A 22,561-nucleotide genomic window follows, 5' to 3' on the forward strand; every position below is an offset into this window, starting at 1 on the left:
GCGGACGGCGGCCAGGTCACGGGGGGAGATGGCCTCGGTGGGCCCGTCGATCAGCTCGTGGACGGTGAGGTCGTCCGGTTCCTCGCGCTGCGCCATCACGCCCCCAGCAGGCTCTGGCCGCAGACCCGGACCACGTTGCCGGTGACCGCGCCGGAGGCGGGCCAGGCCAGCCAGCCGATGGTCTCCGCCACGTCCACCGGCAGGCCGCCCTGGGACATGCTGTTCATCCGGCGGCCCGCCTCCCGCACCACCACCGGGATCCGGGCGGTCAACCGGGTCTCGATGAAGCCGGGGGCCACCGCGTTGACGCTGATCCCCCGATCGGCCAGCGTCGGCGCGAGCGAGTCGACCAGTCCGATCACGCCGGCCTTGCTGGTGGCGTAGTTGGTCTGACCCCGGTTGCCGGCGATCCCGGCGATCGACGACACCGAGACGATCCGGCCGCCGCGCGGGATCAGCTCCCGCTCCAGCAGGACGTCGTTGATGCGCTCCTGGCTGGACAGGTTCACGTCGATCACCTGGTCCCACCGGTCGGCGTTCATCCGGGCGATGGTCTTGTCCCGGGTGATGCCGGCGTTGTGCACCACCACGTCCACCCGGCCGTGACGGGCGGCGAGGTGGTCGGCGAGCCGGGTGGCGGCGTTCGGCGCGGTCAGGTCGAGCTGCACGGCGCTGCCGCCGATCTCGTTGGCCACCGCGGCCAGCTCGTCCCCGGCCTCCGGGATGTCCAGCACGACCACCTGCGCGCCGTCGCGGGCCAGCACCCGGGCCAGCGCCGCGCCGATGCCCCGGGCCGCCCCGGTGGCCAGGACGACCTGCCCGTCCAGCGGACGGTCCCAGTCGGCCGGCGCGGTGGCCGGGCCGGTGCCGATCCGGACGACCTGCCCGGAGACGTACGCCGAGCGGCCGGAGAGCAGGAACCGCAGGGTCGCCTCCAGGCTGGTCTCCGTGCCGGCGTCCCCGTCGGGGGTGACGTACACCAGTTGGGCGGTGACGCCCCGGCCGAACTCCTTGCCGATGCTGCGCGTGAGCCCCTCGCACGCCCGCTGGGCGGTCGCCTCGCGCGGGGTGGCACACCGCTCGGGTGGGGTGCCGAGCACCACCACCCGCCCGCTGGCGTGCAGCGACCGGGCGTACGGGTGGAAGAAGTCGTAGAGCTGCCGTAGGCCGGTCGAGTCGGTGATGCCGGTGGCGTCGTACACCAGGGCACCGAAGCGGGTGCCGGCGGACGCGGCGGCCGGGTCGCCCCCGGCGGCCGGATCGTCGGTGGCCAGCTCGACCCCGCCGGCGCGGAGGATCCGGCCGACCGGTTCGGCGAGTCGGCCCCCGGTCGCGGCACCGAGCAGGGCAGGGCCGGGCAGCAGCGGGTCACCGGGGCGGTGCCGGCGCAGGCGGGGCGGGTCGGGCAGCCCGAGGCGCTTGACCAGCGCGCGACCGGCCGCCGATTGGACGAAGCTCGCGTACCTGTCGGTCATAGGCGTAGCCTACTGGCGAGTAGGGTTGGGGCAAGAGTTTCGAGGAGGCGGGATCGTGCAGAGCATCCGACGGGTCGCGGTGGTCGGCGGGAACCGGATCCCCTTCGCCCGGTCCAACTCGCGGTACGCCGACGCGTCCAACGCCGACATGCTCGGCGCGGCGCTCGACGGGCTGGTCGCCCGGTTCGGCCTGGCCGGGCAGCGGCTCGGCGAGGTGGTCGCCGGGGCGGTGCTCAAGCACTCCCGGGACTTCAACCTCACCCGTGAGGTGGTGCTCGGCTCGAAGCTCGACCCGCACACCCCCGCGTACGACATCCAGCAGGCGTGCGGCACCGGGCTGGAGGCCGCCATCCTGGTCGCCAACAAGATCGCCCTTGGGCAGATCGACGTCGGTGTGGCCGGAGGCGTGGACACCACCTCCGACGCCCCGCTCGCCGTCAACGAGGAGATGCGGCGCACCCTGCTCCGGCTCAACTCCGCCCGGACGCTCGGCCAGCGGCTGCGGATCGCCGCGAAGCTCCGCCCGCACCAGCACTTCAGGCCGGAGATCCCGCGTAACGCGGAACCGCGTACCGGGCTGTCGATGGGCGAGCACGCCGCCCGTACGGCGCTGCGCTGGGCGGTCGACCGGCAGTCCCAGGACGAGTTGGCGCTCCGGTCGCACCAGCGGCTCGCCGCCGCGTACGACCGGGGGTTCTTCGACGACCTGGTCACGCCGTACCTGGGGCTGACCCGCGACCAGAACCTCCGTCCGGACACCACCCTGGAGAAGCTCGGCGGCCTGAAGCCGGTCTTCGGCACGAAGGGCCCGGACGGCGGGCTGGCGACCATGACCGCCGGCAACTCCTCCCCGCTCACCGACGGCGCGTCCGCCGTGCTGCTGGCCAGCGAGGAGTGGGCGCGCGAGCGGAGCCTGCCGGTGCTCGCCTGGTTCACCTGGTCGGAGACGGCGGCGGTGGACTTCGTGCACGGCGACGAGGGGCTGCTGATGGCCCCCGCGTACGCGGTGCCCCGGATGCTCGCCCGCGCCGGGCTGACGTTGCAGGACTTCGACTACTACGAGATCCACGAGGCGTTCGCCTCGCAGGTGCTGGCCACGCTCGCCGCCTGGGAGTCGCCGGAGTTCTGCAAGGAACGCCTCGGTCTGGACGCGCCGCTCGGCACGATCGACCGGGAGAAGCTCAACGTCAACGGCTCGTCGCTGGCGGCCGGGCACCCGTTCGCCGCGACCGGCGGCCGGATCGTCGCCACGCTCGCGAAACTGCTCGCCGAGAAGGGCAGCGGACGCGGGCTGATCTCGATCTGCGCGGCCGGCGGCCAGGGCGTCACCGCGATCCTGGAGCGCTGACCGGCGCTCTCGAAGCGCGGGGTGCGGCACCCGCTCTTGGTGGTTGCAGGGGCCCCTTGTTACTCATTTCCGTACCGGAAGGTGCCCCTGCAACCACCCCGGCGGCGAGCGAGCGACCTCGGCGGGGCGCTGCGTGCTGCTGCCGCGCCGGCACTTTCAGGCATAAAAGCCGCAAAGGCCAATAAGTAGCGCAGAGCCGCCTGAGGATGGGATCGCCTGATCCGTCGTCCTCGGGAGGTTCCCCATGGCGGTCGACCGTCGACTCCTGGCGCTGCTGGCCGGCGTCGCCCTCGTCCTGCTGCCGTTGCCCGCCCAGCCGGCGGCTGCCCGCACCGAGCCGGCGTCTCCCGCGTTCGCCGCCCGGCCCGCCCCCGACGACGACCGCCGTCCGGATTCCCCGGCCGGTCAGCGCGACGACCGCCGTCCGGAATCCTCAGCCGACCACCGCGACGACCCGCAGCCTGCGGGGCGTGTCCGCCAGCCGCCGGCGGTGCTGTCCGGCTCACCGTGCCGACCGGGTACGCCCCCGAACGCGCCGCCCACCACCACCTACTACGAGGACAACCAGCTCCTCGGCCCGGCCCGGCCACCGAAGGCCCACCCGGTCGGGCCGCTGCTCGCGGGTTACCAGCGTTTCGGCGCGCTCACCGCGCAGGAGTTCCTCGACCAGTACGCCAACGCGGCGCAGGACGCCTATGTCTACCCGCCGGCCGGCGGCTTCGTCATCGCCCCGGACGGCCGTCCGGTCAAGGCCGCGCAGACCCTCCTCCCCGGATACCGGCTGGACCGGTTCGGCTTTCCCGGCGGCGCCTACCTCGCCCCCCTCGGCACACCGTTGCGCTCCCGGTCGCTCCCGCCGCCCAACCTGAACACCCCGGCGAACGCGCCGCTGGCCAACTACCACGTGTACTGCGTGCTCAAGCCGTTCACCGTCGACTCCGGGCCGATCGCCCCCTGGTTCGCCCAGCCGGGCATGGGCATCCAGTACAAACTGGAGCGCCGGCACCTGCCCGAGGCCGGCTCGCAGCTCAGCATCACCTGGCTGACCGAGCACGGGTTCCTGGTGGAGGAGAACCTGACCGCCGCGCCGCGAGCCCAATGTGCCGCCGGCGCCTCCGCCTGCTGACCGGCGGTACGGTCACCCTGGCGCGCGACTGCGGTCGCCCGCCTGACGACGGGAGGCACCGGGTGGACCGGCGCGAGCTGCGCAACATCCTGCTGCACACCGGGCTCTCCCCGGAGGCCTTCGAGCTGGAGGACGTCCACGAACACGTGCCGCTCCCGCCCGACTTCTGGTTCCTGCGCGGGTCACCCGGCGGCCGGTGGGAGATCGGCCTCTACGAACGTGGCGTGTATGACGTCCGTGAGATCCACGACACCGAAGACGCTGCCTGCCGCGCCCTCCACCATGCCCTGACCGGCCGCCCCGCCCCGTCGTGAGACCGGCCCCCGGAGCGCGGGGCTCCACCGGCCCTCCGCACTGCCGATCGTGGTGGCAAACGGCCCGCCGGGGCCATGTGCCACCACGATCGAGGCAACCCCGGGGACCGGAGCGTCCGTCCCCTGGACATGACGGCTGATACGGGCTCCGCGCGGTGAAGCGCGCGGACGAAGAGGAGTACCGGCAGTTCGTGGCCGCCCGGTTGGAGCCGCTGCGCCGGACGGCGTACCTGCTCTGCCGGGACTGGCACACCGCAGACGATCTGGTGTCGATCACCATCGGCAAGCTCTACCGGCACTGGCGACGGGTCCGCGCGGCGGAGAACGTCGACGCGTACGTGCGCGGCGTGCTGACCCACGCTTGGCTGGACGAGCGACGGCGGCCGTGGCGACGCGAGCGGAGCGTCGACGAACTCCCCGACCGGGCGGACCTGAACTCGTCCGAGCCCACGCTCGCGGACCGGGAGATGCTGCTGGACCTGCTCGGGCAACTGCCGGCGCGGCGTCGGGCGGTGATCGTCCTGCGCTTCTACTGCGACCTGTCGATGGAGGAGACCGCCGGGATCCTCGGCATCAGCCCCGGCACGGTCAAGAGCCAGTCAGCGCGCGGCCTCGACGCGCTGCGCGCCCTTGCCACCAGTTCGTCGGGACGACCCAGTGAGGAGTGGGCATGAGCTACCGAGAGGCACTCGACGAGGCGATCGGCGATTCCCCGATTTCCACGGTGGACGTCGATCGGATCATCTCCCGGCAGCGGCGGGCCGGCAAGCTGCGGATCTGGGGTGCCAGTGGGGCCGGAGCGTCGGCCCTCCTGGCGGTGACCCTCGCGGTGGCTCTGGTGCCGGGATCGACGCCGTCGACCGTCCAGCCGGCAACCAGCACCACGGCTGGCAGCGCGGCGGACCTGCGCCGCCTGGAGGGTGCCGTCGACACGGCCGTGAAGCGTGCGGCCCCCGACGTCATTTTCCTTCCCATGCCCCAGCCGGGCAGCCAGAGCCCCGACCCGACCAACCACTTCTCGACTCAGCGCGGGATCGAGGTTCACGGTGTTCGCGGGATCTTGACCGTCGAGGTGGCCCGGTGGGTGCTGAGCCGGCACACCTGCGATGTGCCACAGCCCGGCCCTGGCGAGTGTCGGCAGAAGACCCTTTCGGACGGTGCCATGATCGTGGCCACCACCGAGAACGCCGAATCGACCGGGAACCCGTCTCGCAAGGTGAGCGCCCGGCGGCCGGGCGGGGTCATGGTCACCGCGTACCTGACCGGCGACGACGCAGAGCGGCGGCTCCCGTTGACGGCAGAGCAACTGACCGCCGTCGCGAACGATCCCGCTCTGAAACTCGGCTCGCTGCCACCCGGCGCGGAGTCGACGCCGCCACCGATCCCCTCCCACGGCGCGGCCCAGCAGGAACGGATCGACAAGGCCGTCCTCGCCACGCTCCGCGAGCAGGCACCAGGCGTCGGTGCGCTGGGCGCCGACGGGCGCGCCGCCGACCTGGAGTCGCAGTGGACCGGTGACACCGCCGAGAACACCGTCGACCAGTACCGAGGCGAGGCGCAGATCACCGTCGGCGGGGTTCCGGGGCTCCTCGCCGTCCGGATCGCCCGGGTGGTCTCCTTCCCGGGCTGCGGCAAGCCGAGTACGTCCCAGCGTTGCGTGGAGAGCAAGGGACCGAACGGTGAACGGGTCCGCGTCATCAGCGAACCCACCCGGCAGGCCCCGGACATCTTCGCCGAGCGGCACGTGTCGGTGCTGCGCGAGGACGGCGTCTGGGTCGAGGTGTCGCACACCAGCAGCCGACCGGACCGGACGTTCGCGCTGACCGAGCAGCAGCAGAAGGCCATCGCCCTGGATCCCGCGCTCACCCTCACCACGAGGTAGCCGCGCTGCGGCCGACCGTGGCGGTGCCCTCGCCACCACGGTCGGCCAGCTCAGAACCGGCGGGGAAGCCAGCTCAGGAACCGGGTCCGCAGGCCCGCCGCGGGCAGATCGGGGCGTTCCGCGAGAGCGTCCATCATGTACGAGGCGAGCAGCACCGCCAAGGCGATCCGGTTGCCGGCGTACTCGGCCAGGAGGCGTCGCCGCCGGTCGAGGCAGGGCCAGTCCAGCCCGCAGCCGGCGCACTCCCACCCGGGCCGTCGCGGGACGTGCGCCTCCGGCGTACCCGGATCGGGGTACGGCGTCTCCACCCGTCGCGGCCGGCTCACGCGAACCAGGCGAAGGCCGGCGGCCGGGCCACCGCTGCGCCGAGCCGGACCCGCCAGGCGTGGGTGAGCAGCGGTGCCGTCCGGTATCGGCCCCGGCGGTGCGGGAACCACCGACTGCGCCAACCGGCGGGGCGGGTCGGCGGCGGATCGTCCGGCAACACCGGTCGACCCAGGTCGACCAACCGGTTCGCCGCCGCGTTCGAAGGCCGGCAGGGCGCGGGTTCGAGGCAGGCCACGCAGAGGCCGTTCTCCGGATCGGGTACGTGGTTGGCGAGCACCGTGCGCGCGGCCTGCGCGTCCGCCTCGTCGAGGTCCGACAGTCGGTGAACCGACCGGTAGACACCCATGGGAAGCCCTCCTGCCTTGGGCAGGGGCGGGCGTACGGCCGGCGCGGGCGACCGCGGGGGAAGTGCGGTCGGTGCGCTGCCGCTGCCGTACGCCCGCCCCCGGTGGGGCCGGTGCGCGCTGTCGGGGGTCAGCGTGGGCACCGGCCGGGGACGGGGAGCGGCACGCCGGACGCGTCGCTGTCACCACCGGGTGGTAGACAGGAGGGGAGTCGATCCCCGGGCGCGGTCCAGCGTGGCTGCTCCCTTCGGCTTGCCGGGCCGGGATGGGTACGAGGCCGCCAAACCACAGCACCCGTCCCGGCCCACTTACGTGCGGTAACCTTACTGCGTATCGCATAAGGCATCAAGGATCGGCGTGGGTGTTGCCGCTGGGCGACCTACTCTGATTCGGGGCGACGGACGCGAGTGGGAGATTGGCGATGGTCGACAAGGGTTGGCTGAGTGTCTCGGTGCCCTACGTGACGCCAGGGGGATCCGATTCCTGGAAAGCGGAGGCGGCAACCGCCGGGGGCGTGGGAAGCCAACGACTGGTGGAGGTCGCCGAGGTGGTGGCACCCGCCGAGGTGGCCGCCGCTCTCGACATCGAGCCCGGCGGGACGGTCGTGTTGCGCCGTAGGCTGATGCTGCTCGACGACCGGCCCGTCGAGTTGACCGACTCGTACTACCCGCTCGCCATCGCCCGCGGCACAGCACTCGCCGAGCCGCGCAAGATCCGCGGTGGGGCGGTGACCCTGTTGGCGGAGCTGGGCTACCGGCCGTGCCACACCGTCGAGGACGTCTACGCTCGCGAACCCACGGACGCGGAGCGGAAGGCGCTCGCCCTCGATGACCATCGCTGGGTGCTGGGGCTCACCCGCCTGCTCACCTCCGGAGGCGGGCTGCCGGTGGAGCTGAGCGTTATGACCATGGTGGCTGAAGGCCGCCGACTGCGGTACGAGATGTCGATCGACTGAGGGGACGAACAGTGGCTACCAGAGGTGACGGTCGTCCCCGGCACGAGCAGATCGCGGCCGAGATCAGGGCGGCGATCATGGCCGGCGACCTGCCCCCGGGTACGCAGCTACCGTCCATCCCCACCCTGGTCACCCGGTACTCGGCGGCCACGGCGACCGTTCAGCGTGCCCTCGCCGCACTCAAGGACGAGGGCTATCTGGTCAGCGCGGTCGGCAAGGGCGTCTACGTGCGCGAGCGCGAGCCGCTGGTGGTCGAGGCAGCCGCCTACCTGGACCCGGCGCGGAGTCGGTACTCCTACCGGCTGCTCGACGTGACCGAGGCGGAAGCCCCACCCGAGGTCGGCCGGGCACTTCAACTTGCCGAAGCGGAGCGGGTCGTCGTTCGACACCGGTTGGCGCTGTACGACACCGATCCCGTCGAGCTGTCCTGGTCGTACTATCCCATGTCGATCGCGGCCGGCACCGAGCTGACGCAGCAACGGCGGATCGTCGGCGGAGCGCCGAGGGTCCTGTCTGACGCGGGGCTGCCAATGGCCATGTTCACCGACCGTGTGTCGGCGCGTATGCCCACGCCCGAGGAGGCGGAGTTGTTGGTGCTCCCACCCAACGTTCCGATCATCCGGCAGTTCCGTGTGGCGGTGTCCCGGGATGATCGCCCGATCGAGGCGTCGGTCCTGGTCAAGGGAGGACACCTGCACGAGCTGCACTACCGCCAGCAAGTGAGCAACTTGTAGTGCCTCGTTTTGGAACGTTGATCGTGTAATCCGCCGGTTCTGAGGACGGGTCGGGCAGGCTGTCTGCCAACGGTTCGGCCTTGGGAGGTGGTGGCTGGTGGGTAGATCGTGGTGCTGATGTCCGCCCAGGGACAGCCGGCCCCTGACATCGCTCACCTGCTGCGGGCCAGCGAGGACTACGTGCGGCACGCGATCCACGCGTTCAACGAGCGGGGGTTCGACGCGCTGGAACCAAAATGGAGCGGGGGCGCACCGAGACGGATCGATGAGCAGACCCGCGACTGGATCTGTGTCATCGCCCGGTGCGACCCCGTTTCCTCAGTCGCGGTTCTCCTGCTGGTCACTGGCAAAGCTGCGGGACTACCTGGTCGACGCCGGCTACGTCAACGCGATCAGCGTCGAGACACGACCCCGACCGAGTTCGAGGAGTTCGCCGTCGAGCTGGCACACGCCTACCCGGCGGCAGTGTGACGTGACGGTCCGGCGGGAGGTCGGCGCCCGGTCCACGGACCGGGTGTCGGCCCGGCCGCCTCGGTGTGGAACCGACGAGCGGCCGGGCCGACTGCCGATGTCCGATGCGGGTCAGGTGCCCGTGGAGCCGGTCACGTCGGCTCGACGGGCAGCCACAGTTCACAGGTCGCGGTACTGAAGTCCTCGGCGCGTTCGAGCACCGTCACGATCGACGGACCCGGCCGCAGTCGCCACCGGTTCGAGGGAAACCACTCGGTGGCGGTCGCGGCCCAGGTCTGCTGAAGGGTGCTCGGGTACGGCCCTGAACTACGGAAGACCGCCCACGTGCCGGCCGGGACCTCGATGGCGTCCAGCCCGTCCGGTGGCGGGGTGTCGCCGGTGACCGCGACCCCGTGCAGGTAGGTCAGCTCGCTGCCTTCGGCAGCGTCGGCGTCGAGGTCGTCGCTGACCTGGAGGATCCCGGCCGGCTCGGTGTTGCTCATCGCCTTGAGCCGGAGGTGCTCCTCCTGCGGGAACGAGGTGATATGCCGGTGGATGTGCGGGTTGACGCCCTCGTAGATCAACGGGACCCGGGTTGCGTATCCGACGAGCCGGAACGCGGGGCGGTCGACGATGCGGGTGTCCATGGGAGTGCTCCCTTCGACGGTCAGGCGGAACCTGAGCTGTGGTTGTGTGCGAAGGGGGCCTCCGTCGCGGCGTACCTCGCTGGGGCCGGCACCGTGCACCGCCCGGAACGCCCGGCCGAACGCCTCGGTCGAGCCGTAGCCGTGCCGGACCGCGATGGACAGCAGGTCGTCGGTGCTGCTGACGACGTCAGCCGCGGCAACGGTCATCCGACGTCGGCGCACGTACTCCGAGAGCGGCATGCCGGCCAGCGACGAGAACATCCGGCGCAGGTGGTACTCGGTCGTGCCGAGCTTCCTGGCCAACCCGTCGAGGTCGAGCTCCTCGGTGAGGTGCTCCTCCACGTGGTCGACCATCCGGTTGAGTGCCGAGATCAAGAGGACCTCCCTTCCGCCATCAACTCTGGGCTCTGGTGCCTGCCCGGTGCCCGATCGCTGCGGTCCGATCGGATCATCCGATCATCACCCGGGCGGTGTCGTGCGCCGACGCGCTCAACCGGGCGTCGTGACGCCGGCAATTCGGTCCTCATCGAGGGCCGCCGTCGTTACGCTGGCGCACGCCTGCCCGGCGGTGACCGGACGCGATGTCCCCGGCGGGACGACTCCCCCGTGATCCACCGCCGCTGGCGACGCCATCGGCTGCGAGACGAGGGGCGGCGCATGGAGCTGGTGCGGTTCGACGGGGCGGACGCCGGGACGGTGGCCGGGTGGGCCGGGTCGGTCGAGGAGAGCCGGTGGTGGTGTTCCCGGGACGAGGTCACCCCGGAGACCGTCGCCGGTTGGGTGGCGCAGCCGGACACCGAGGCGTACGGGCTGGTGGAGGCGGGTGAGCTGGTCGCGTTCGGCGAGCTGTGGGTGGACGACGACGAGGACGAGGCCGAACTGGCCCGGCTGATCGTCGCGCCGGGGCACCGGGGCACCGGGGTCGGGGTGTCGGGCGTCGGTTCGTCGCCGCGCTGACCGGGGAGGCACTGCGCCGGAAACCGGCGGTTTGCCTGCGGGTGCACCCCGCCAACACCCCGGCACTGCGCTGTTACGTCGCCGCCGGGTTCCGTGCCGTGCCGCAGGAGCAGGCTGACGAGTGGAACCGGGACCAGCCGGAGGCGTTCATCTGGCTGCGTCACGAGCCCGCAGCTTGATCGTGATCGCCGGAGGCTCGGTGTTTGCAGGGGTCCCCTGCTCGACAAAATGCGGTAGGAGGGGTCCCCTGCTTCCACCTGACGCCGGCCGACCAACGCCGACCAACGCCGACCGTCGCCGCCCGGAGAGCACGAGGCGATGGCGAACCCGGGTTGCCGGCACCGCGTGGTCAAGGTCGCGGAACGGGTCAGGTGTCGTTGGCGGTTTCGCGGACGGCCGCACCGACCAGGGGAGAGCTGGCGAACGCGCGGGCGACCCGGGCCAACTGCTCGACCTCGCGTACCTCGTCGAGGGCCGGATCGGGCGGGCCGGGCAGCTCCGGGCGGCGGGGGCGGACGTCGGCGCGCATCGCGGCCAGCGCGGCGCGCACCTTCGCGGCCTCCACCACGGCGGCGAGGTCGTCGTCACCGAGCCCGCCGGCCTCCGCGTGACGGCGGGCCCGGTCCCCGACGGCTTCACTGAGGTACGGCCGCAGCACCAGCCGGGCGTCGTAGATCTCGATGACCCGGCGGTGCAGCCGATCGGCCGGCCGCCACCAGCGCCGGTCGTGAGCGAGGCGCACGGTCGGTACGGCGGCGCAGAGGGCGGCCCAGAGCGGGCGCAACTGCCGGAGCAGCCGGATCCGGTGGGCCGTGGCCGGCAGCGCGGCGAGCCGGGTGCCCCACGCGGGCATGGTCAGACCGCTGATGACCAGCAGCGCGCCGGTGCTGGCCGCGATCGGGACGATCCACTCGACGCGGGGCAGCTCCCAGCAGACGGCGGTGATCACGTCGACGATGCGGACCAGGGTGTACACCAACCCGACGGCGGCTCCGACCGCAGTGGTGCGCAACCCCCGGCGTAGCCAGCCGGGACCGACGAGCCGGGCGTACGGCCAGCAGATGCGGATGATGTCGAGCAGTCCCGCCGAGAAGGCGGCGAGGTACATCAGCAGGTACGCGGCGAGCTGCGGCCGGTGGGCGTAGGTGACCACGAAGTCGGTGTTGTGGGTCTCGGTCGGACCGATCCCGCAGAACAGGACGAAGAGCAGCACCACGACCACGGCCAGGGCGACCAGCCGGTACCGGCTGTGCCGACCGGCCTCCTCGGGCGGCTTGGTCCACCACAGCAACAGGACCTGGATGCTGGTGGAGAAGCCGACCACGCAGAGGTGGGCGATGAGCGCGGTCACGTTCTCGACGCCGACGGCCCGGTCGGCGAGCGCCCAGACGGCTGGCGTGGACACGGTGAAGGTCAGCGCGAGCAGGGCGACCGCGCCGGTGACCGCGTGTCGGGCGGGGTTGCCGGAGCCGGAGTGCAGGGTGGCGCCCAGCCGCAGGGCGGCTGCCGTCCAGGCCAGGACGGCGAGCCCGGGGTAGAGGAGGTCGTGCACCCCTCACGGCCCGCCGAGGGACTGCCGGATGCGGTCGACGACGGCTGCGGTCGACGGGTCCGCGTCGGCGGTGTCCGGGGGCGGGCGGCGGCCGGCGTGCTTGCGGAGCAGACCGGCGATGACCTCGGCCTCCCACTCGGCCCGCTCGTCGTAACCGGGCACCCGGCCGAGCACCGAGGTGACCATGTCCGGGTCGAGGGTGGGCATGAGCAGGCGGGTCAGTTCGCCGGCGCCGACCGGCCGGGCGGCGTGCCCGGCGAGCAGGTGGCCCAGCTCGTGGGCGACGATGTGCCGCTGGTGCAGCGGGCTGGTCCGGTTGTCGTACGCCACGTAGTGGCTCTGCGGTGTGGAGATCACGATGCCGCAGGGCGCGTCGGTGGGCAGGGGCAGGGGCAGGAGCTGGATCGGCCGGTCGAGGCGTTCGGCCACGGCGCCGCAGAGTGCCGCGCTGTCGGCCGTCGCCGGGATCCGGATACCGCTGGTGAGGCGCGTCAACCGTCGTTTGGCACGCCACCCGGTCATGACCGTCCGTCCTCCGTCGATCCGGTGTCCCGCCCGGCGAGCCCTTCCAGCTCCAGGCAGCGGTCGACCATCTGCTGGATGACCTGCTGGCTGGCCGGGGAGAGCCCCTTGTGCTGGAGCACCGTACGCAGGGACACGTGCTGTACCTGGAGTTTGCGCAGTGCGTCCAGCGTGCGCAGGTCGGCGATCGTGTGCCGGGCGTGCTCGTCGTCGAAGAAGTACGCCGGACTCACCCCGAAGAACTGAGCCAGCGCTTCTATGTGCTCTTTGGTGGGATTCGTCCGACGCCCGGTCCGCAATTGCCAGATGTACACGTCGGAAATGGAGCCCCCCGCCGTCCGAATTGCGATCGCCACGTCCTTGTTGCTGTGCGGGGTCTCCCGACCGGCCGGACGGATCGTGTCGAAGAGCAGATTGAGCCGGTCCGCGAACGATGTACCGCTTTCGGCTGTGCTGTTCACGGCGTCACCCCCGTCGTCCAATAGCTATGATTAATCCGCGTTTCCCGCGCCATTAACGTCAGTTGACGACCTGCGCGCATCCATCGTAGGATCATCGATGTTGGCGCGTGGGTGGGGCTCGGTCGCCATCTCGATCCGGCGTCGCGTCTGGGGGAATGGGCGTCGATCCGGTAACGCAGAGGCCGGCATCCACGGGGGGAGATGCCGGCCTCTGCCACGCACCTTAGCGACGTGCCCCGGTCGGTGCAACGGTTGGCCGGGAGATCCGCGACCGTCACTGGCCTCGCCGGCCCTGTCGATGGCTCTGACCTGCGTGGGCCGCCGCGCTGCGCATACCGGAGAATGGTCGGGTGACGACGATCCCGAACGTGCTCGCCAACCGTTACGCCTCACCCGAGCTGGTCGCCCTCTGGTCCCCGGAGGAGAAGGTACGCATGGAACGGCGGCTCTGGCTCGCCGTGCTCCGGGCGCAGCGCGACCTCGGCGTCGCGGTGCCGGACGGCGTGGTCGAGGCGTACGAGCGGGTGCTCCACGACGTCGACCTGGCCTCGATCGCGGACCGGGAGCGGGTCACCCGGCACGACGTCAAGGCCCGGATCGAGGAGTTCAACGCCCTCGCCGGCCACGAGCACGTGCACAAGGGGATGACCTCGCGGGATCTCACCGAGAACGTCGAGCAGCTCCAGGTCCGCGGCTCGCTGGAGCTGATCCGGGACCGGGTGGTGGCCGCGCTGGCCCGGCTGGCCTGGCTCGCCCACGAGCACTCCGGCCTGGTGATGACCGGCCGGTCGCACAACGTCGCCGCGCAGGCCACCACGCTGGGCAAGCGCTTCGCCTCCGCCGCCGAGGAGCTGCTCATCGCGTACGAGCGGCTGGCGGACCTGATCGACTGGTACCCGCTGCGCGGCGTGAAGGGGCCGGTGGGCACCGCCGCCGACCAGCTCGACCTCTTCGACGGGGACGCGGAGAAGGTGGCCGAGCTGGAGCGGCGGGTCGCCGAGCACCTCGGGTTCAGCCGGGTGCTGGACAGCGTCGGGCAGGTCTACCCGCGTTCGATCGACGTCGCGGTGCTCGCCGCGCTCTCCCAGGTCGCCGCCGCCCCGTCCTCGCTGGCCACCACGATCCGGCTGATGGTCGGTCAGGAGCTGGTCACCGAGGGCTTCAAGCCGGGCCAGGTCGGCTCCAGCGCGATGCCGCACAAGATGAACACCCGGTCCAGCGAGCGGGTCAACGGCTTCGCGGTGATCATCCGGGGTTACCTGTCGATGGTCGGTGAGCTGGCCGGCGACCAGTGGAACGAGGGCGACGTCTCCTGCTCGGTGGTGCGCCGGGTGGCCCTGCCGGACGCCTTCTTCGCCGCCGACGGGCTGTTCCAGACCTTCCTCACCGTACTCGACGAGTTCGGGGCGTACCCGGCGGTGATCGAGCGGGAGCTGGAGCGCTTCCTGCCGTTCCTGGCGACCACGAAGATCCTGGTGGCGGCGGTGCGCCGGGGCGTGGGCCGCGAGGTGGCGCACGAGGCGATCAAGGAGCACGCGGTCGCCGTGGCCCTGGCCATGCGGGAGCGGGGCGTCGCCGGCAACGACCTGTTCGACCGGCTGGCCGCCGACCCCCGCCTCGGCCTCACCCGGGCCGAGATCGACGCCCTGGTCGCCGACCGTGCCGCCTTCGTCGGTGCCGCCGCCCGCCAGGTCGCCTCGGTCACCGCCCGCATCACGAAGATCGTCACCCAGCATCCCGAGGCGGCCACCTACTCCCCGCCCCCCATCCTCTAATGGGGGCTACCGGGTTGGTGTCGGTTCGGGGCTTTAGCCCTGTTCGGGCGCAGACTCGGTTCCGGTAGCCGCTGGCGGGTGAGCACTGCAAGCCTCAGGAGCAGGTGAGTCCTAGGGTCAGACCGTGCCCCCGCCGGTGGTCGGGAGACGAGACTGCTGTTGGGCTGTCGTGCCCGCCCGGTGGGCGTGAGCACTGATCCATTAGAGCGCGAGCGTTTCTCCCGCAGGCTGCTGATCATGCCGGGCAGAGCTGGGGGCGAGGAATTGCTGTTCGTGGGGAACGACTGGGCCGAGGATCACCACGACGTGGAGATCCAGGACGAGAGTGGACGCAGGCTCGCCGTGCGGCGCCTGCCGGAGGGAGCGAACGGGATCGGCCGACTGCACGAGCTGATCGGTGAGCACCTGGGCGAGTCCGATGACCCCGGGCAGGTCGTGGTCGGGATCGAGACCGACCGGGGCCTGTGGGTGCAGGCGCTGCTGGCGGCCGGCTATCAGGTGTACGGGCTCAATCCCAAGCAGGTGGCCCGGTTCAAGGAACGCTACGTCACCTCGGGGGCCAAGAGCGACGCCGCCGACGCGCACGCTCTCGCCGACATGGTGCGTACCGAGCGGCATCAGCTGCGTGCCATGGCCGGTGACAGCGCACAGGCCGAGGCGATCAAGGTGATCGCCCGGGCGCATCAGACACTGATCTGGGAACGGACCCGGCATCTGCTGCGCCTGCGCGTGGCGTTGCGGGAGTTCTTCCCGGCCGCCCTGGACGCCTACACGCCCCTGGGCTCACCGGCGCTGACACCCTGCAACTGCTGGCCAAGGCACCGGACCCGGTACGCGCGGCCCGGCTGACGGGCGGGCAGATCACGGCAGCGCTCAAGCACGCGCGCCGCCGCGACGTCGCGGCCAAGGCCGAGCAGGTCAAGACCGCGCTGCGGACCTCGCACCTGGCCCAGCCCGAGGTGCTGAGCGCCGCGTACGCGGCTACGGTGCAGGCGATCGCCACCGTGCTGATCACCCTGAACGAGCAGATCGCCCGGCTGGAGGCCCAGGTGGACACGCACTTCCGCCAGCACCCCGACGCGGACATCTACCTGTCCCAGCCCGGAATCGGCGACGTCAACGGCCCCCGCATCCTCGCCGAGTTCGGCGACGACCCCGACCGCTACGCCAGCGCCAAGGCCCGCAAGAACTACGCCGGGTCCAGCCCCATCACCCGCGCATCCGGCCGCAGCCGGATCGTACTGGCCCGCTACGTGCGCAACGACCGGCTCGCCGACGCCCTGCACTCGCAGGCGCTCTCGGCACTGACGGGGTCAGCAGGCGCCCGCGCCTACTACGACAAGCAGCGAACCCGCGGAGCCAGCCACAACTCCGCTCTACGCCAGCTCAGCAACCGCCTCGTCGGCATCCTGCACGGCTGCCTCAAGACCGGCACCCGATACGACGAAACACACGCCTGGCCGCAACGCGCCGGACAGGTCGGTCTCGTCACTGCTTGACACAAAAGCCCTTGGGCTGTCTGACCCGCCTCCCCCGCCCCGCCCCGGCCACCCGGTCAGGGGCGGGGGGTGGGCGTCTCTGCGGCGGTGGAGAGGTCGGGGGCGCTGGCGGGTTCGGCGACGCCCCCCGGGGCCTCGGCGATGCCGGGTTGGTGGGCGGTGTCCGCCGCGACGACCGGCTGGTCGGAGGGCATGGTCTCGGGCGCGCGGGCCACCACGACGACCGCCGTCCCGTAGGCGCAGACCTCCATCCACATCTCGCCGCAGTCGCGGCTGTCGAACCGCATCCCCACCACGGCGTTCGCGCCGAGGCGGCGGGCCTCCTCGCCGAGTCGGGTCACCGAGTCCGTACGCCAGCGGGTGAGGTTGTCCGGCGCCATCGGGTCGTACGCGCCGCCACGCAGGTTCTTCACGCCCTCGCGGTACGGGTTCCGCGTCCTGGCCATCGATGACACCACCTCGCCGAGGACCTGGCGGATCTCGTAGCCGGGCAGGCTATCCGTTGTCACGACCAGCACGTCACTGATGCTGGCACCTGCCCGGGCGGGCGGTTCGCGAGCCATGTTCACCTCGCCGGATGCTGCGAAACGGCGCGGCGCGGACGGCCGGCACGAGCCGGGCCGTCCGCGCCGAGTCGGTGCGTCGGGTCAGAAGGCGGTCATCGGGGTCAGATGCCGGTCACCGAGGTGATCCAGGCCCGGTTGTACGCGACGCTGCCGTAGTTCTGGATGGTGCGGCCGTCGGCGGTGGAGGCGACACCCACCTGGCGGCCGTTGTAGAACTGCGGGCCGCCCGAGTCGCCCCGCCACGCGTTGCCGTTGATCCGGCTGCTCCGGATCGCCTGGCCCCCGTACGCGTCGGTGGTGAGGCCGGTCACCTGGACGGTGGCGGTCTTCAGCTGGCTGGAGGCCGAGCAGCCGCTGTAGCAGGTCATGCCCCAGCCGTAGATGGTGTTGGTGGAGCCGGTCGGCGGGTTGCTGGTGGCCAGCGAGACGTACGAGGTGCTCACCGGGCTGGACAGGCGCATCAGCGCGAGGTCGTAGCGGGTGTAGGTGGCGCTGACGGTGCGGGTGGTGCCGCCCGAGGCGTAGTAGACGCTGCCGATGCGGACCGACATCGAGCCGCTGATGCAGTGCCGGGCGGTGAGCACCCAGTCGGCGGAGATGACGCTGCCGGAGCAGGTGAACGAGCCGTTGCTGAACACGGCGGCGGCCCACGGGGCGGAGGAGACGTAGCTGCCACCGATGATGTACGGGGTGACCGGGGCCGGCTCGGCTGCCGCGGCGGGCGAGCCGAGGCCGATCATGCCGACGAAGGCGGCGCTGAGCGCCGCGACGAGGGAGCGGATTCGCATGGCGGGGACTCCTTCACGGGGGTTGCAGGGGGACACCGGGTCGGGAGAGCCGTCGACGGGGCCGGTGGGCCCGTCGGCAGGCCGGCTTGCCATCGATACCTGTCGACGAACAGTAGGGGCTGAGGGCGGGCGCGGACAAGGTTCCTATCGATACTGATCGCTACATATCAACGGGGTCGGGTGTTCGCCTTCCGCCCTCGGCGGTGGCGCCGACACGACCGGTGGGGTACTGGCCCACACCCGTTGCGCCCGGTAATGCGGATCACTGCGCGGGCGGTCGCCGGCCGGTGCGTCCGGACCGCTATCTGCCAGGTAGGCTGGCTGCGCTCGCCCGTTGTGGGTCGGCACCCAACTGCGTACACAGTCAGGAGTGCCCAGTGCCTCGCGTCGTCGTCGACGTCATGCTCAAGCCCGAGATTCTCGATCCGCAGGGCCAGGCCGTCGCAAACGCGCTGCCGCGGCTCGGCGTCAGTGACGTCGCCTCCGTCCGGATCGGTCGGCGTGTCGAGATCGAGTTCACCGGTGAACCGGACCTGGACCGGGCCCGGGAGATCGCCGACAAGCTGCTCGCCAACCCGGTCATCGAGGACTTCACCGTCCGCCTGGTCGAGGCCGACGACGCTGTGGAAGCGCGACCGTGACCGCCCGGATCGGCGTGGTGACCTTTCCCGGTTCGCTCGACGACGGGGACGCCGCCCGGGCCGTCCGGATCGCCGGGGGTGAGCCGGTCCGGCTCTGGCACGGCGACGCCGACCTGCACCGCGTCGACGCGGTGGTGCTGCCCGGCGGCTTCTCCTACGGCGACTACCTGCGCTGTGGGGCGATCGCCCGGTTCGCCCCGGTGATGGAGACGATCGTCGACGCCGCCCGGGGCGGGCTGCCCGTCCTCGGCATCTGCAACGGTTTCCAGATCCTCTGCGAGGCGCACCTGCTTCCGGGCGCGCTCACCCGCAACCAGCACCTGCACTTCCGCAACCGGGACCAGATCCTGCGGATCGAGGCGACCGGCACCGCCTGGACGAACACGTACCAGGCCGGCCAGGAGATCCTGATCCCGGTCAAGAACGGCGAGGGCTGCTACGTCGCCGACGCCGCGACCCTGGACCGGCTCGAGGGCGAGGGCCGGGTCGTCGCCCGGTACGTCGGCGGCAACCCGAACGGCTCGCAGCGGGACATCGCCGCGATCACCAACTCCGCCGGCAACGTGGTCGGCATCATGCCGCACCCGGAGCACGCGGTGGAGGCACTCACCGGCCCGTCCCTGGACGGCCTCGGCTTCTTCACCTCGGTCCTCAAGCACCTGGTGGGAGCACCGGCGTGAGCCAGCCCCACGGGATCACCGGTCGGCTCAGCCACCCGCGACACGGTGGCCACGAGCGCAACGAGGAGAGGTCATGACCACCCACCCGGACCCGGCGGCGCACCCCACCACGGGCGCCCCGGCCGCGCCGCGTCCGGTGGCCGACGCCCCGGCCAGCCCCGCCGTCCCGTTCGACCGCCTCGACACCGTGCCCCGTGCCGCGGGCACCCCGGGCGAGTTGCAGCCCTACCCCGAGCTGGGGCTCCGGGACGACGAGTACGACCGGATCCGGCAGATCCTCGGCCGGCGTCCCACCCAGTCCGAACTGGCGATGTACTCGATCATGTGGAGCGAGCACTGCTCCTACAAGTCGAGCAAGGTGCACCTGCGCCAGTTCGGCGAGAAGGCCCCGCCGAGCGACCGGCTGCTCGCCGGCATCGGCGAGAACGCGGGCGTGGTCCAGGTCTCCGACCGGCTGGCGGTGACCTTCAAGGTCGAGTCGCACAACCACCCGAGCTTCGTCGAGCCGTACCAGGGCGCGGCGACCGGCGTCGGCGGCATCGTCCGGGACATCCTCGCCATGGGCGCGCGTCCGGTCGCGGTGATGGACCCGCTGCGCTTCGGCGCGGCCGACCACCCCGACACCGCCCGGGTGCTGCCCGGTGTGGTGGCCGGCGTCGGCGGCTACGGCAACTGCCTCGGCCTGCCCAACATCGGCGGCGAGGTGGTCTTCGACCCCTGCTACCAGGGCAACCCCCTGGTCAACGCGCTCTGCCTCGGCGTGCTGCCGGTCGACCGGCTCCAGAAGAAGGAGGCCGCCGGCCCCGGCAACGTCGTGGTGCTGATGGGTGCCAAGACCGGCCGGGACGGCATCGGTGGCGTGTCGGTGCTGGCCAGTGCCACCTTCGACGAGGGCAGCGAGAAGCGCCGCCCGTCGGTGCAGGTCGGTGACCCGTTCATCGAGAAGCTGCTCATCGAGGCCTGCCTGGAGCTGTACGACGCCGAACTGGTCGTCGGCATCCAGGACCTCGGTGGCGCCGGGCTCACCTGCGCGCTCACCGAGACCGCCGCGGCGGCCGGCACCGGCATGCGGGTCTGGCTGGAGCGGGTGCCGCTGCGCGAGCCCTCCATGGAGCCGCACGAGATCCTCGCCAGCGAGTCCCAGGAGCGGATGCTCCTGGTGGTCGAGCCGGGGAAGCTGGAGGCGGTGCTCAAGACCTGCGAGAAGTGGGGCGTGCTCGCCACCGCCATCGGCGAGGTCACCGCGCCCACGGTGGACGGGCAGCCCGGCCGGCTCTACGTCACCTGGCGCGACCAGCTCGTGGTGGACGTGCCGCCCGGCTCACTGGTCGACGACGGCCCCGTCTACGCCCGTCCGATGCGGGAGCCGGCCGACCTGATCCTGCTCCAGGCCGACCGGGCCGAGACCCTGCCCCGCCCGGCCACGCCGGACGCGCTGCGGGAGACCCTGCTCCGGATGATCGCGTCGCCGAACCTCTGCGACCGCACCTGGGTCACCGAGCAGTACGACCGGTACGTGCTGGGCAACACCGTGCTGGCCCAGCCGGAGGACTCCGGCGTGATCCGGATCGACGAGCGCACCGGCCTGGGCGTCGCCCTCTCGGTCGACGGCAACGGCCGGTACGCCCGCCTCGACCCCTACCAGGGCACGAAGCTCGCGCTGGCCGAGGCGTACCGCAACGTGGCGGTCACCGGGGCCCAGCCGATCGCCGTCACCAACTGCCTGAACTTCGGTTCGCCGGAGGACCCGGGCGTGATGTGGCAGTTCGCCGAGGCGGTGCGCGGTCTCGCGGACGGCTGCCAGGAACTGGGCATCCCGGTCACCGGCGGCAACGTCAGCTTCTACAACCAGACCGGAGCGGCGGCCATCCACCCGACCCCGGTGGTCGGCGTGCTCGGAGTGCTGGACGACGTCGCCGCGCGGGTGCCGATGGGCTTCGCGTCCCGGCCGGCCGGTGAGCACGACCTGATCTTCCTGCTCGGCGAGACCCGCAACGAGCTGTCCGGCTCGGAGTGGGCCTGGGTGACCCACGGCCACCTCGGCGGCGTACCGCCCCGGGTCGACCTGGCCCGCGAGCAGGCGCTGGCGGAACTGCTGGCCGAGGCCGCCCGGCTCGGGCACCTCAGCTCGGCGCACGACCTCTCCGACGGCGGTCTCGCGCAGAGCCTGGTCGAGTCCTGCCTACGGCGGGGCGTCGGCGCACGGATCGCCCTGCCGGACCGGTTCGCCACCGGTTCGCTGCCGTTCGTCTACCTCTTCAGCGAGTCCGCCACGCGGGCCGTGGTCTCGGTGCCGCGGGGGCACGCGAAGGCGTTCACCGCCCTGTGCACCGAGCGCGGCGTGCCGGCGGAGGCGATCGGGGTCACCGACCCGACGGGCGGCGTGCTGGAGGTGCGCGGGCAGTTCCAGATCGGCCTGGACGAGCTGCGGGACGCCTACACCGCGACCCTGCCCCGGCTCTTCGGTCCCGCCGAGGTGGTCGACGTGCCGGCTCCGGCCACCGGGGTCGCCGGCGCGGTCGAGGCAGTGCCCGTGGCCGGGGTGGCACCGATCGGCGACGTCGTCGCCGAACCCGACGACGAACCGGTGGTCGAGGCCGACGGCACCCAGGTGGCCGAGGTCGGTGGCACGCCGCCGGTCGAGGCCGACGGAGCCGGGGAGAACACCGCCACCGACCGGCGCTGAGGCGGTGCCGGCGCCGGTCTTCACCCAGCCCGGTACGGGTGCCCGGTTCGACTGGGGGCTCGCCGGTGCGGCGGAACTCGGCCGCGTCTGCGCCGTCCTGGTGGTGGTGGACGTGCTCTCCTTCACCACCTCGGTGGAGGTCGCGGTCGCCCGTGGGATCCGCGTCCACCCGTTCCCCTGGGGCGAGCAGGCCGCCGACTACGCCCTCCGGGTGGGTGCGGTGGCTGCGGTGGGGCGGCGACAGGTGACCCGAGACCACCCGTGGTCGCTCTCACCGGCGGCGCTGCGGGCCACCCCGGTCGTACCCGACCTGGTGCTGCCGTCGCCGAACGGCTCCGCGATCTGTGCGGCGGCCAGCGCGACCGGCCTGCCGGTGGTGGCGGCCTGCCTCCGCAACGCCGACGCCGTCGGGCGCTGGCTGCGTGACCGGGAGTACGGCACCGTCGACGCGCCGATCGGGGTGGTCGCCTCGGGTGAGCGCTGGCCGGACGGCTCGCTGCGCCCCTGCGTGGAGGACCAGCTGGGCGCGGCGTGCGTCCTCGACGCGCTCTCCGGGGTCCCGGGCGGGCTCTCGGTGGAGGCGGCGATGGCGCTCGCCGCGTTGGCGAGCACCCCCGACGTTCCGGCCGCCGTGCGGGGCTGCGTCTCCGGGCGGGAACTCGTCGAGCAGGGCTTCGCCGGGGACGTCGACATCGCGGTGGAGGCGGGGGTCTCCCGGGTGGTGCCGGTCCTGCGCCAGGGCGTCTTCTCCGTCGCCTGACCCCGTCCGTACCGCTGCGCCGCCCGCTCCTCCCGCACCGCCCCCACCCCTGCGCCGTCCGCACCCCTCCTG

At 72.2% G+C, this 22,561-nt stretch carries 24 protein-coding genes and 2 pseudogenes; 17 read left to right on the top strand and 9 right to left on the bottom strand.

The window, feature by feature from the left end; all coding sequences use genetic code 11:
• Positions 1–95: 95 nt before the first annotated feature.
• Entirely contained in the window at positions 96–1,475 is a 1,380-nt protein-coding gene (locus GA0074694_RS07560; RefSeq protein WP_091454548.1) for a 3-oxoacyl-ACP reductase, read from the bottom strand.
• Positions 1,476–1,530: 55 nt separating this feature from the next.
• Here GA0074694_RS07560 and GA0074694_RS07565 point away from each other — a divergent pair, with 55 nt between their 5' ends.
• The 5 genes from GA0074694_RS07565 to GA0074694_RS07585 all read left to right on the top strand — a co-directional run bounded on the left by GA0074694_RS07565 (position 1,531) and on the right by GA0074694_RS07585 (position 6,145).
• On the top strand, positions 1,531–2,823 hold the full coding sequence (locus tag GA0074694_RS07565) for an acetyl-CoA C-acetyltransferase (RefSeq protein ID WP_091454551.1): 1,293 nt from the start codon (positions 1,531–1,533) through the stop codon (positions 2,821–2,823).
• 244 nt (positions 2,824–3,067) lie between these two features.
• Entirely contained in the window at positions 3,068–3,949 is an 882-nt protein-coding gene (locus GA0074694_RS07570; RefSeq protein WP_091454556.1) for a TNT domain-containing protein, read from the top strand.
• A 62-nt stretch (positions 3,950–4,011) separates the two neighbouring features.
• Entirely contained in the window at positions 4,012–4,263 is a 252-nt protein-coding gene (locus GA0074694_RS07575; RefSeq protein ID WP_141713992.1) for a hypothetical protein, read from the top strand.
• Between the two features lie 155 nt (positions 4,264–4,418).
• The gene (locus GA0074694_RS07580) at positions 4,419–4,937 is read left to right on the top strand and encodes a SigE family RNA polymerase sigma factor (RefSeq protein ID WP_091454563.1); all 519 of its coding nucleotides are present in this window, start codon (positions 4,419–4,421) and stop codon (positions 4,935–4,937) included.
• Entirely contained in the window at positions 4,934–6,145 is a 1,212-nt protein-coding gene (locus GA0074694_RS07585; protein WP_091454566.1) for a hypothetical protein, read from the top strand. Before GA0074694_RS07580 ends, GA0074694_RS07585 begins: the two co-directional genes overlap by 4 nt.
• A gap of 50 nt (positions 6,146–6,195) precedes the next feature.
• Here GA0074694_RS07585 and GA0074694_RS07590 read toward each other — a convergent pair whose 3' ends face one another.
• Positions 6,196–6,471, bottom strand: a complete 276-nt coding sequence (locus GA0074694_RS07590; protein ID WP_091454569.1) for a hypothetical protein — start codon at positions 6,469–6,471, stop codon at positions 6,196–6,198.
• Positions 6,468–6,818: a hypothetical protein gene (locus tag GA0074694_RS07595; RefSeq protein ID WP_091454573.1), complete on the bottom strand. Its 351-nt coding sequence runs from the start codon at positions 6,816–6,818 to the stop codon at positions 6,468–6,470. The genes GA0074694_RS07590 and GA0074694_RS07595 overlap by 4 nt, the downstream gene beginning before the upstream one ends.
• A 419-nt stretch (positions 6,819–7,237) precedes the next feature.
• On the opposite strand from GA0074694_RS07595, the gene GA0074694_RS07600 reads away from it, so the two are divergent.
• From GA0074694_RS07600 to GA0074694_RS07610, 3 genes are all read left to right on the top strand, one after another.
• Positions 7,238–7,771: a UTRA domain-containing protein gene (locus GA0074694_RS07600; RefSeq protein WP_091454577.1), complete on the top strand. Its 534-nt coding sequence runs from the start codon at positions 7,238–7,240 to the stop codon at positions 7,769–7,771.
• An 11-nt stretch (positions 7,772–7,782) separates the two neighbouring features.
• Positions 7,783–8,505 (top strand): GntR family transcriptional regulator, encoded by a 723-nt coding sequence (locus tag GA0074694_RS07605; RefSeq protein ID WP_091454580.1) that lies wholly within the window; start codon positions 7,783–7,785, stop codon positions 8,503–8,505.
• Between the two features lie 117 nt (positions 8,506–8,622).
• Positions 8,623–8,976, top strand: coding sequence for a helix-turn-helix domain-containing protein (locus GA0074694_RS07610; RefSeq protein WP_245714584.1), 354 nt, complete (start codon positions 8,623–8,625; stop codon positions 8,974–8,976).
• 131 nt (positions 8,977–9,107) lie between these two features.
• Here the strand turns inward: GA0074694_RS07610 and GA0074694_RS07615 are convergent, their stop codons facing one another.
• Positions 9,108–9,977, bottom strand: a complete 870-nt coding sequence (locus GA0074694_RS07615; RefSeq protein WP_091454584.1) for an AraC family transcriptional regulator — start codon at positions 9,975–9,977, stop codon at positions 9,108–9,110.
• A gap of 282 nt (positions 9,978–10,259) precedes the next feature.
• Here GA0074694_RS07615 and GA0074694_RS33565 point away from each other — a divergent pair, with 282 nt between their 5' ends.
• The 3 genes and pseudogenes from GA0074694_RS33565 (at position 10,260) to GA0074694_RS33885 (ending at position 10,738) form a co-directional block, all read left to right on the top strand.
• Positions 10,260–10,559, top strand: a complete 300-nt coding sequence (locus GA0074694_RS33565; RefSeq protein WP_091454587.1) for a GNAT family N-acetyltransferase — start codon at positions 10,260–10,262, stop codon at positions 10,557–10,559.
• Positions 10,556–10,600, top strand: a pseudogene (locus GA0074694_RS34105) (hypothetical protein); the annotation flags it as partial. The gene GA0074694_RS33565 and the pseudogene GA0074694_RS34105, both read left to right, overlap by 4 nt.
• The gene (locus GA0074694_RS33885) at positions 10,601–10,738 is read left to right on the top strand and encodes a hypothetical protein (RefSeq protein WP_342670919.1); all 138 of its coding nucleotides are present in this window, start codon (positions 10,601–10,603) and stop codon (positions 10,736–10,738) included. It abuts the pseudogene before it with no gap.
• Between the two features lie 188 nt (positions 10,739–10,926).
• On the opposite strand, the gene GA0074694_RS07630 is transcribed toward GA0074694_RS33885, so the two are convergent.
• Genes GA0074694_RS07630 through GA0074694_RS07640 form a run of 3 tightly spaced genes read right to left on the bottom strand, consistent with a single transcriptional unit; the run spans position 10,927 to position 13,094 of the window.
• The gene (locus GA0074694_RS07630) at positions 10,927–12,111 is read right to left on the bottom strand and encodes an MAB_1171c family putative transporter (protein ID WP_091454594.1); all 1,185 of its coding nucleotides are present in this window, start codon (positions 12,109–12,111) and stop codon (positions 10,927–10,929) included.
• A gap of 3 nt (positions 12,112–12,114) precedes the next feature.
• A complete protein-coding gene (locus tag GA0074694_RS07635) occupies positions 12,115–12,633 on the bottom strand; it encodes an ImmA/IrrE family metallo-endopeptidase (protein WP_091454596.1) in 519 nt (172 codons plus the stop codon).
• On the bottom strand, positions 12,630–13,094 hold the full coding sequence (locus tag GA0074694_RS07640) for a helix-turn-helix domain-containing protein (protein WP_091458806.1): 465 nt from the start codon (positions 13,092–13,094) through the stop codon (positions 12,630–12,632). The genes GA0074694_RS07635 and GA0074694_RS07640 overlap by 4 nt, the downstream gene beginning before the upstream one ends.
• 350 nt (positions 13,095–13,444) lie before the next feature.
• Here GA0074694_RS07640 and purB point away from each other — a divergent pair, with 350 nt between their 5' ends.
• Both purB and GA0074694_RS07650 read left to right on the top strand, forming a co-directional pair.
• Positions 13,445–14,869: an adenylosuccinate lyase gene (gene purB, locus GA0074694_RS07645; protein WP_091454600.1), complete on the top strand. Its 1,425-nt coding sequence runs from the start codon at positions 13,445–13,447 to the stop codon at positions 14,867–14,869.
• Positions 14,870–15,133: 264 nt separating this feature from the next.
• Positions 15,134–16,368, top strand: a pseudogene (locus GA0074694_RS07650) (IS110 family RNA-guided transposase).
• A gap of 56 nt (positions 16,369–16,424) precedes the next feature.
• Here the strand turns inward: GA0074694_RS07650 and GA0074694_RS07655 are convergent.
• Together GA0074694_RS07655 and GA0074694_RS07660 are read right to left on the bottom strand one after the other, a co-directional pair.
• A complete protein-coding gene (locus GA0074694_RS07655) occupies positions 16,425–16,886 on the bottom strand; it encodes a YbjQ family protein (protein WP_176737814.1) in 462 nt (153 codons plus the stop codon).
• Positions 16,887–17,035: 149 nt separating this feature from the next.
• Entirely contained in the window at positions 17,036–17,722 is a 687-nt protein-coding gene (locus tag GA0074694_RS07660; protein ID WP_091454603.1) for a S1 family peptidase, read from the bottom strand.
• A 377-nt stretch (positions 17,723–18,099) separates the two neighbouring features.
• Between GA0074694_RS07660 and purS the strand changes: the two genes are divergently transcribed.
• The 4 genes from purS to GA0074694_RS07680 all read left to right on the top strand — a co-directional run bounded on the left by purS (position 18,100) and on the right by GA0074694_RS07680 (position 22,489).
• Entirely contained in the window at positions 18,100–18,363 is a 264-nt protein-coding gene (gene purS / locus GA0074694_RS07665) for a phosphoribosylformylglycinamidine synthase subunit PurS (RefSeq protein ID WP_088981227.1), read from the top strand.
• A complete protein-coding gene (gene purQ, locus GA0074694_RS07670; protein WP_091454606.1) occupies positions 18,360–19,043 on the top strand; it encodes a phosphoribosylformylglycinamidine synthase subunit PurQ in 684 nt (227 codons plus the stop codon). Before purS ends, purQ begins: the two co-directional genes overlap by 4 nt.
• Positions 19,044–19,116: 73 nt before the next feature.
• A complete protein-coding gene (gene purL / locus GA0074694_RS07675) occupies positions 19,117–21,729 on the top strand; it encodes a phosphoribosylformylglycinamidine synthase subunit PurL (protein WP_091454608.1) in 2,613 nt (870 codons plus the stop codon).
• 4 nt (positions 21,730–21,733) lie between these two features.
• On the top strand, positions 21,734–22,489 hold the full coding sequence (locus GA0074694_RS07680; protein ID WP_091454610.1) for a 2-phosphosulfolactate phosphatase: 756 nt from the start codon (positions 21,734–21,736) through the stop codon (positions 22,487–22,489).
• The last annotated feature ends 72 nt before the right edge of the window (positions 22,490–22,561 follow it).

The organism is Micromonospora inyonensis (assembly GCF_900091415.1).
GTDB classification, from domain to species: Bacteria; Actinomycetota; Actinomycetes; order Mycobacteriales; family Micromonosporaceae; genus Micromonospora; species Micromonospora inyonensis.

Coding starts and splice junctions, on each gene's coding strand:
- GA0074694_RS07560 (WP_091454548.1), bottom strand. CDS start 1,475: ATGACCGACAGGTACGCGAGCTTCGTCCAATCGGCGGCCGGTCGCGCG.
- GA0074694_RS07570 (WP_091454556.1), top strand. CDS start 3,068: ATGGCGGTCGACCGTCGACTCCTGGCGCTGCTGGCCGGCGTCGCCCTC.
- GA0074694_RS07585 (WP_091454566.1), top strand. CDS start 4,934: ATGAGCTACCGAGAGGCACTCGACGAGGCGATCGGCGATTCCCCGATT.
- GA0074694_RS07595 (WP_091454573.1), bottom strand. CDS start 6,818: ATGGGTGTCTACCGGTCGGTTCACCGACTGTCGGACCTCGACGAGGCG.
- GA0074694_RS07600 (WP_091454577.1), top strand. CDS start 7,238: ATGGTCGACAAGGGTTGGCTGAGTGTCTCGGTGCCCTACGTGACGCCA.
- GA0074694_RS07610 (WP_245714584.1), top strand. CDS start 8,623: ATGTCCGCCCAGGGACAGCCGGCCCCTGACATCGCTCACCTGCTGCGG.
- GA0074694_RS33565 (WP_091454587.1), top strand. CDS start 10,260: ATGGAGCTGGTGCGGTTCGACGGGGCGGACGCCGGGACGGTGGCCGGG.
- GA0074694_RS07635 (WP_091454596.1), bottom strand. CDS start 12,633: ATGACCGGGTGGCGTGCCAAACGACGGTTGACGCGCCTCACCAGCGGT.
- GA0074694_RS07660 (WP_091454603.1), bottom strand. CDS start 17,722: ATGCGAATCCGCTCCCTCGTCGCGGCGCTCAGCGCCGCCTTCGTCGGC.
- purL (WP_091454608.1), top strand. CDS start 19,117: ATGACCACCCACCCGGACCCGGCGGCGCACCCCACCACGGGCGCCCCG.